This window comes from Clostridium polynesiense (assembly GCF_000820705.1).
Lineage (GTDB): Bacteria > Bacillota > Clostridia > Clostridiales > Clostridiaceae > Clostridium_AA > Clostridium_AA polynesiense.
Genome location: NZ_CCXI01000034.1, coordinates 21,457 through 28,963 on the forward strand (window position 1 = coordinate 21,457; position 7,507 = coordinate 28,963).

Here is a 7,507-nt window from a genome sequence, read left to right on the forward strand (position 1 = left end):
ATACAGATTACTTAAAGGCTCAACATACCATTGAGCATCATAACAATGTACTTAGTGGGATTAACCTTAACATTAGATGTATTTAAATTGATTTCCATTTTGTTCTATAGCTCCTGGATTATTTGATTAACCTTAACAATAGGTATGCTTAAATTCAACAAGGTTGCTGGTAGTTTTTTAATTAAGCGATTAAACTATATAACAAGATGAAATAAATGTATATTGTTCTAATTTGTATAAAATATAACAAAGTTATCTTGTTTATTTACCTAAATAGGATATAATTGAATTGCATAGCAAATCTTCACAGCAAATAAAAAACTATACAATACAGTATAAATAAGGCTAATATCATATAAGATACAGGTATAATAAAAGTCTTATAAAGACATAAAAATATTTGTTTGTGAAGATATATTTTTAACAATATCGGAGGTATTAAAATGTCGAAAGTTTTCTCGTCACTAGCTCTTGGTAATTTAAAATCGAAAAACAGATTTATGATGGCACCTATGGAAAATGGATTAGCTGAAGTAGGTGGTGAAGTAAGCCAGAGGCTTATTGACTTCTTTGCAGAAAGAGCAAGAAATGAAGTTTCTATAATCATTACCGGATCAATAGGTATATCCCCTGAGGGAAGAGGTCTTCCAACTCAGTTAAGCATTTATGATGATAAATTCGTACCGGGTTTGAAAAGGTTGACGGATGCAATACATAACGAAGGTGGAAAAATTGGAGCTCAGCTTTACCATGCTGGTAGACAAGCTTCTGAGGCAGTAACAGGAATTCAGCCTATAGCACCAACTGCCATGCCTTGTGCAATTCTTGGGAATAATCCTAGGGAAATGACATCGGAGGATTTTGCAGATATAAAAGAGAAGTTCAAGAAGGGGGCAGAAAGGTCTATAGAAGCAGGTTTTGACCTTGTAGAAGTACATTTTGCTCATGGATATCTCCTTCATAGCTTCTTATCTCCACACAGTAATAAAAGAACAGATGAATACGGTGGTTCTTTAGAAAACAGAATGAGATTTCCAATGGAGGTATTAAAGGAAGTTATTGAGGTATGCAGAGGTAAGGTTCCTGTAACTATAAGGATAAGTGCCGATGAATATTTAGAGGATGGGCTTAAATTTAATGAAGTTAAATATATATGCAGAAAAGCAGTGGAGCAGGGAGTTGAGGCAATCAGCTTAACAGCAGGAAGCTATGATGCAGTAGAATATACCATTCAACCTATGTTTGTTAAACAAGGTTTCTTAATTCCTTTTGGAAAGGAGCTTAAAGAAGAGGTTGATGTTCCTATAATTATGGCAGGCAGACTTAATAGTGCTCAGCTTATAGACAATATTATTGAGGAAGGGTATGCAGATATGGTTGCTATAGGCAGAGGCCTTATAGCAGATGAAAATCTTATTGTTAAGATGAGAGATAAAAGGTATGATGAAATACGTTACTGCGTAGCCTGTAATCAGGGCTGCATTGATAAGGTTCTTGTAGGACAATCTGTAAACTGCCTTGTTAATGCAAGAGCTGGATATGAAGTAAATAGAAATGTGGAAAAAGCAGAAAAAGTTAAAAAGGTTGTTATTATAGGAGCAGGACCCTCAGGGCTTGAAGCTGCAAGAGTAGCAAAGCTAAGAGGCCATGATGTAACTGTAGTAGACAAAGATAATAGGATTGGTGGTAAGCTGGATATATTAGCAGCACCACCGGAAAAAGAAACCTTTTTATTCTTTAGAGATTACCTCTTTAATGAATTTATAAGACTTGGAGTTAAATTCGCTCAAAAGGAAGTAAAGGTAGCTGAAGATATTAAAGATTTAAATCCTGATGCGGTGATTATAGCAACAGGAGCTGTACAAACTGTCCCACCTATCAAAGGGGTAGACGGTAGAAATGTTGTCATGGCAGAAGATGTTCTTACAGGTAAAGTAGAAGTAGGAAAAACCGCAGCTATTATCGGAGGGGGACTTGTAGGAACAGAAACTGCCAAGTTTTTGGGAGAAAAAGGTGTTAAGATACATATAGTGGAAATGATAGATGCTATAGCAAAGGATATTGGAGCAACCTACATAGGCCATTTATTTAAAGTGCTTGAGGAAATGAAGGTAGAGCAGCATGTTAAAGCTAAAATATTAGAGATCACTGAAGAAGGAATAATACTTGAAGATATGATGCTACCCGTTGATACTGTCATTATTGCTGCAGGGTATAAATCTAATGACAGTATTGTAGAGGATATTAAAGAAAACTTTAGTGAGGTATATACTGTAGGAGACGTAAATAGAGCAAGAAGGATTATAGATGCAGTAGAAGAAGGGTTTAATGCTGCATGTCTATTATAAACTTAGATGTACTCTTTTAATATGATTAGTGTTTTACTATAATTATATGTTGATTCAATTATTTCCAGTATTTATAAGCAAACTAATATCTATTTATTTGCTTTGAATATTTAGGCTAAGTCTAAAAACATTTATCAAGAAAGCAGATTATATGAGGACAGAGGATAGACTCTTTGTCCTCTTTTTGTATACATTCTTTTGATTAACGGAGGGTTTATGGTTATAGAATTATCCTTAGAGGAAAAAGAAAGGTTCATAAGAGAGAATTATATAAAAAAGTTCAGACTATCAAGAAAAAATGCGAGATGATTAAAAAAATACAGGCTATTAATAATAATGCAAAGGCTAATCCTTAAAAGCTGGTAGCAGTTGAGGGGATATGGGCGGCAGGAAAGTTCCTTAAATATAATACCAGTATAAAGTCCGTTGCTTTGGATTTAAGCTTTATTGTTACTATTGAAGCATCTAAAATTATGATTGATATAATAGAAAAGGCTGAAGAAGCACATATTGTATCCACATCTACCTTTAATAAAATTTCTGAAATTATTACTTCCGCATGGATTTTTGCTCTTGGGAGATTTCCTCTGAAAAAATTAGAGGATTTAAACCCTGAAAGTCATGAAGTAATCATAGTATTAGATGGATTAGAAATACCGGGAAATATAGGTACAATTATAAGATCCTGAGACGGAACAAATACTGACACTGCTATCATATGTAATAAAAACAAGGATTACACATTCTAAAATATTAAGAAGTAGCCAATGCACCTGCTTTAAAGTCCATATTGTTGAGGATGAATACCTAAAGGTAATTCAATGGCTCATTGAAAATGATTACGGAATTATACTAAATGTGGGAATTGCGGCCGCTCTTATACTTTACGAGTCTGCTATCAAAAGGAATAATGGTAACAGGGTATTAGTTAATGATTATAAGTTTAAATAATTATTGTATTTGATACTTATAAATTATTAAAAATTAAAGTATAAAGCTATTAAGTATGTACTGATAAAGAAGATAAATATGTTATTAAAAAGTTAAAATAGTACCATTGAACAGGAAAAAATTTAGTGATAGTATGAAGCTGTATTGAGAGAAAATAATTTTTGTAAATGAAATTACAGGGAGAGATTGATAGCATGAAAGAAATGGGAAGAGGATTAATTGTATCATGTCAGGCCCTTGCGGATGAACCTCTGCACAGCTCTTATATAATGAGCAGAATGGCTGCGGCAGCTAAAGAGGGAGGAGCCATAGGAATAAGAGCAAACAGCATTGAAGATATTGCTGCTATAAAAAAAGAAGTAGATTTGCCTATAATAGGAATAATAAAAATTGATTATGAAAATATGAAGCCATATATAACACCAACTATGAAGGAGGTTGATCAGCTTGTTGAAGCTGGTGCTGATATAATAGCTGTGGATGCTACAATAAATCAGGAGGAAGAATTTTTAAAGGAAATATTTAAAAAGTATCCTGAGCAAAAGTTTATGGCAGATGTATCCACTATAGAAGAAGGCTTAAGAGCAGGAGAGCTTGGATTCCATTATGTTGGAACTACTCTTGTAGGGTATACAGACCATTCTAAGGGGATTAATAATTTCCAGGTATTAGATGCTTTAATAAAGGACTGCAAAGCTAAAATAATAGCAGAAGGAAATTTTGATACTCCTGAAAAGGCTGGTATTGCTATGAAAAAAGGAGCATATGCAGTGGTAGTAGGCTCTGCCATAACAAGACCACAATTGATCACGAAGAAATTCCATGAGGAAGTAGTAAAAGCACTATAATTGTTTTGAGGTAGGGATATAAATCTCTATCTCTTTTATTTATACTTTTTTAGTGTAATTCTATATGTATAAAGGGTATAAAAGTAACAGATTAACTTTTGAAAATGTGTATTTATGAATAGATTGACTGTGTTGATAGAGAGTAAACTTTATGATATGATACTTTTAATATTAACAAAAAAGGTAATTGTGATAACTATGATACAGATAGGTCTAATACTATTTTTTAATTTAAATGATTAGGAGATGATTGATTATTAATATTATTTTTAAAGAAGTCTGCAGAGAAAATTGGGAAGCTTGCGTAAATTTAAAGGTCTCTTCTGAACAAAATTCCTTTGTGGCACCAAACTGGTATTCAATTTTGCAGGCAGAATTTGAAGATGAATTATATCCTTTAGGTATTTATGCCGGTGAAATTTTGATAGGTTTTTTAATGTATGAGCATGATTTAGAGGATGATGTCTGGGGATTATCCAGGCTTATGATCGATGAAAAGTATCAAAATAAAGGTTATGGGAAAGCAGCTGTTATAAAACTCCTAGAGATTTTAAAAGACAAGCTAGGAAGTATAAGCTTTTTTACAAGTGTTGAACCGGAAAATATTATTGCAAAGAAAATGTACAGAAGCTTAGGTTTTGATGAAACAGGAGAAATTCTGGAAGGTGAAGAGCTTATGGTAATAAAGCTGTAGTTTTCATAATAATCCATAGTAACTAATAAGCCATCCTCATCATAGAATATTATAAAAAATATGAGAGGATAGAAATAAATGCCTTTTAATAGGGAAACTACCGGCAATCAGCAGCCCTTTTATAAATACGTGCTGGCAAATCTGAGATTAAGAGAGGGTAAATCCACAGACGCAAAGGTAATAACAGTGATTCCGCCGGGATCTAGGGTAGAAATACTGGATGAGGATGATGAATGGGATAAGGTAAGATACGATTCTCAGGAAGGATATGTATATAGGTTTTATTTATCTACAAGTAAATATCCCTGGAGCAATTTAAATTTAAGGGAAGGGGATACCCCTTTAGCTCAAACAATTACTATCATACCTAAAGGTGCAAGGGTAGAAGTAATAGACAACCTGGGAGATTGGAGCAGAGTGAATTATAATGGACAACTAGGTTATGTGTTTAATTATTTTTTATCTGATGACGGTATTCAGCCGGGAAGCTTGGATTATTCGAACTTTTATAGCAACATGAACAGTTTTGTGAATGAAAATGCTGTTAAAAGTCCCACGGATTATCTTCTCACTACAGATCTTAGAAATAAGCTCACCTATGTTTTTAAAAGAAATAATGGAATATGGCAGCAGCTTTATAAATGGGAATGTACTGTAGGAAAACCAAAAACTCCAACCATAACGGGAATATTCTTTATTAACGGAAGAAAACCCTCTTTCGGAACCTCTGCATATTTAGTAAAATATGCTACTCGAATCAGGGGACCTTACTACTATCATTCAATCCTGTACAATTCTACCGGTGAGTATGTAATTGACGGAAGGCTTGGGATGGCTCTAAGCCATGGATGCATACGACTGGCCACTGAAAATGCTAAGTGGATATATGATAATATTCCCAATGCCACTACTGTAGTAATTCAATAATAGATGGAAGTATATAACTGTTAGACCTAAATTAATGAAACTCTAGATAAAGAATATGAAAAAGGGCAAGTCAACTTGTCCTTTTTACTTTTAATTCACTAGATGATAAGGTGCAGTATTATTAAAATTTATTAGTGCACTCTATTTGTTTGCTTTACCGGAAATATGCTCAATATTTATTTCTATTACTTTCACTCTTGAACTGGAATTTTTAATATATTCACTGCCTTTTTGTATATAATCCGGTGAATACTTCTTTATAAGCTCTAAAAGATATTTATTCTTTTCACTATCAGAAACTTCCTTAGCTTTACCAAATATTATTACACTATCATACATTGTACTGAATCTATCAGGCAGGATACTTGCGTTGCAAACTACAGAGAAGGATACCTTGTCATTATTTTTTATATTATCTAATTTACAACCACTAGCAGCACAGTGAAGGTATATCGAAGTGTCGAAATAAATATAATTTACTGGGACTCCATAGGGGTATCCATTGTCACCTACTGTTGATAAAATACCGTAATCACAATTTTTTAATATTTCTATTGCTTCAGCAAGTTTTAATTTTCGTTCATTTCTTCGCATTTCCTTAAACATAAATTCATTCCTTTCTTATTAATTGATTATCTATTTTCATTTTTAGTTTGAATCATAATTTATGAAACATAATCTTTAAATAAAATTACATATTGATAATATTTTTATTGTAAGTAATATGAAATAAATGTAAAATTATCAAGGTAAACAAATTTTGTGTTGGAATTATATTTTTATCTATTATTGTACTTTATAGAATATAAAACAAATACAGTAATAGATGAAACTTAACAGCATAATTTTAAAATATTAAAAGCAGAATGATATGATTATCAAATAAAAAAATGGAAGAAAGAGACTGATTTATATGTCAAAAAACACAGAAAATAGCTATCAACAAAGAGATGTTTGTATTGATAAAAATGAGAGCTCATGGAATAAGGAAAGCTATAATGCTTGGATAAATAGATTTGGTGAGCCAAAGGAAGCGGCAAAAAAATAATTAAATATCCAATAAAAATGGTTTCAACCATATATAAAAGCATCGGCAATGTAGAAGGAAAAAGGATTATGAACCTTATGGGCTCTAATGGCATAAAAGCAGTGGCACTAGCTTTATTAGGAGCGGAGGTAACTGTTGTTGACTTTTCTGAAGAAAACAAAAGATATGCCCTGGAGCTTGCGAAAGAGGCAGAGGTAAAAATAGAGTATTTATTATCAGATTTACTTAAGCTTACTGATGAGAAATTATGGGGTAGCTTTGATATTGTATTTGCTGAAATGGGCATACTTCATTATTTTTCGGATTTGAAACCTTTTATGAGCATGGCTTATAAGCTTTTGAAAAAGGATGGTGTATTTGTTATCAGAGATTTTCATCCCGTATCCACAAAGCTTATTTCTTCAAGAGGAAGCACTGCTAAGATAAGAAAGCATAAGGTGGATGGAGATTATTTTGATAAATCCCTTAAAGAAAAGCTGGTATCATACTCAAAATATTTAAATAACCAGGAGCAGCAGGATAAAGTCCTTCTTCGCCTCTGGAATTTAGGTGAAATAGTTACCGGTATAGCTGACAGCGGCTTAGTAATTCAAGGTTTAGAAGAGGAGCCTAATTTATCCTCAGACACCTTTGATAAAGGTATTCCTAAGACCTTTGTAATTACAGCAAAAAAAATAAGGTAGGGTTATTA

General features: G+C 32.8%; 8 protein-coding genes. 7 read left to right on the forward strand and 1 reads right to left on the reverse strand.

The window, feature by feature from the left end; genetic code table 11:
- Nucleotides 1-443 precede the first annotated feature (443 nt).
- From TA89_RS03830 to TA89_RS17920, 5 genes are all read left to right on the forward strand, one after another.
- The gene (locus TA89_RS03830) at nucleotides 444-2,348 is read left to right on the forward strand and encodes an oxidoreductase (RefSeq protein ID WP_040210977.1); all 1,905 of its coding nucleotides are present in this window, start codon (nucleotides 444-446) and stop codon (nucleotides 2,346-2,348) included.
- Between the two features lie 473 nt (nucleotides 2,349-2,821).
- A complete protein-coding gene (locus tag TA89_RS03835; RefSeq protein WP_147590064.1) occupies nucleotides 2,822-3,037 on the forward strand; it encodes a TrmH family RNA methyltransferase in 216 nt (71 codons plus the stop codon).
- Between the two features lie 429 nt (nucleotides 3,038-3,466).
- A complete protein-coding gene (locus TA89_RS03840; RefSeq protein ID WP_040210982.1) occupies nucleotides 3,467-4,147 on the forward strand; it encodes an N-acetylmannosamine-6-phosphate 2-epimerase in 681 nt (226 codons plus the stop codon).
- A 250-nt stretch (nucleotides 4,148-4,397) separates the two neighbouring features.
- Nucleotides 4,398-4,841 (forward strand): GNAT family N-acetyltransferase, encoded by a 444-nt coding sequence (locus TA89_RS03845; RefSeq protein WP_147590065.1) that lies wholly within the window; start codon nucleotides 4,398-4,400, stop codon nucleotides 4,839-4,841.
- A 78-nt stretch (nucleotides 4,842-4,919) separates the two neighbouring features.
- Nucleotides 4,920-5,768, forward strand: a complete 849-nt coding sequence (locus TA89_RS17920; RefSeq protein ID WP_082023839.1) for a L,D-transpeptidase family protein — start codon at nucleotides 4,920-4,922, stop codon at nucleotides 5,766-5,768.
- 141 nt (nucleotides 5,769-5,909) lie between these two features.
- On the opposite strand, the gene TA89_RS03855 is transcribed toward TA89_RS17920, so the two are convergent.
- The gene (locus TA89_RS03855) at nucleotides 5,910-6,374 is read right to left on the reverse strand and encodes a pyridoxamine 5'-phosphate oxidase family protein (protein WP_040210984.1); all 465 of its coding nucleotides are present in this window, start codon (nucleotides 6,372-6,374) and stop codon (nucleotides 5,910-5,912) included.
- A gap of 307 nt (nucleotides 6,375-6,681) precedes the next feature.
- Here TA89_RS03855 and TA89_RS19005 point away from each other — a divergent pair, with 307 nt between their 5' ends.
- The gene (locus tag TA89_RS19005; protein ID WP_278246198.1) at nucleotides 6,682-6,816 is read left to right on the forward strand and encodes a hypothetical protein; all 135 of its coding nucleotides are present in this window, start codon (nucleotides 6,682-6,684) and stop codon (nucleotides 6,814-6,816) included.
- Nucleotides 6,817-6,833: 17 nt separating this feature from the next.
- Nucleotides 6,834-7,499 carry a class I SAM-dependent methyltransferase gene (locus tag TA89_RS03860; protein WP_242850070.1) on the forward strand — a complete coding sequence of 222 codons (666 nt, stop codon included), beginning with the start codon at nucleotides 6,834-6,836 and terminating at the stop codon, nucleotides 7,497-7,499.
- Nucleotides 7,500-7,507 lie beyond the last annotated feature (8 nt).